Genomic DNA, 1,281 nt, shown 5'->3' on the forward strand with positions numbered 1-1,281 from the left:
GTCTTAGGGCGCACAATATCATGACCACCAAGAATATTCATAGACGTATATAAGCTTGTTTGCGGATAATTCTCCTTCAAACTCTCAAAAATGCTAGAAAATAGCTCAGCCGAAATTCCCCCCATAATGAAATTAATCAGCGCGTTTTTAAGGGGATAATTCATAACGCCATCTAGCTCATCCCCAAGAAAATATCTTCTAGGTATGCTATAACTTACTTTATTTGACGCATCTTCCCAAACCTCGCCGATTATAACCGCATCCTTTTTTATTTTCTTAGCGTTTTCTCTTAACGTCTCAACGAATTTTTGCGGCAACTCATCTACAACATCAAGACGCCATCCGCTAGCCCCTAATTTTAACCATTTTTTTATTACGCTATCGTCATCACGAAAAAGATAATTTTTCAAAGTTTCGCAAGATTTATTTAAGGTAGGCAACGTCCTAATCCCCCACCAAGATTCATACTTTGAGGGATATGTAGTAAAATTAAACCAACTATAATATGGGCTATTCTCGTCGCTAATCGCACGCGCAAAGTATTGGCTGTCATTTCCCACATGGTTAAAAACTCCATCCAAAATAATTCTAATCCCAGCTTCCTTTGCCTTTTTGCATAGCCTCTTAAACGTTGATTCATCTCCATAATGCATATCTATCTGCTTGAAATCTTTTGTGTTATATTTATGATTAGAATTCGCTTCAAAGATCGGATTAAGATATATAGCCCCCACATTTAACATCTTTAAATACGGTAACTTTTCGATTATTCCTTCCAAATCGCCACCAAAATAATCGTTATTTAGGTTGTTCTTAATCGGCTTTTCTTCCCAATTTTTATGATAAATTTGTGTGTCATTATAAACTTTTTTTCTTCCTGAATTGAAAAACCTGTCAACAAAAATTTGGTATGTAATCGTCTTAGAATACCAAGCTGGCACGACATAATCCTTATCATAAACAGTTATTTGATAGCTCGGTGGTTCAACATCATAAATTTCACCAATCCCACCTAAATGTTTCTCGTTATTGCCATAATATTTAATTTCTCCGCCAAAATAATGAATAACAAAATAATACCACAAATTTTTCGCACTCTCGCTAGCCTTAAACTTGCATTCAAAAAATTCATTCACTTTAAGCATAGGTATAACAACTTCACCTGCACCATCCCAAATTCTTAAATCAACATCTTCAATATCTAAAGTATTAACCTTAATCCGCAAGAAAACATCAGTGCCAGTCTTAACCGCACCATAAGGCTCTCTATAAACGATGTTC

General features: G+C 35.3%; 1 protein-coding gene. It reads right to left on the reverse strand.

Translation table 11 applies throughout. The annotated features are described in order from the left end of the window. A partial coding sequence (locus tag ACYVTD_RS13080) for a glycoside hydrolase family 13 protein (protein WP_461248180.1) occupies nucleotides 1-1,281 on the reverse strand: 1,281 nt, incomplete at both ends.

Source organism: Treponema sp. R6D11 (genome assembly GCF_054786075.1).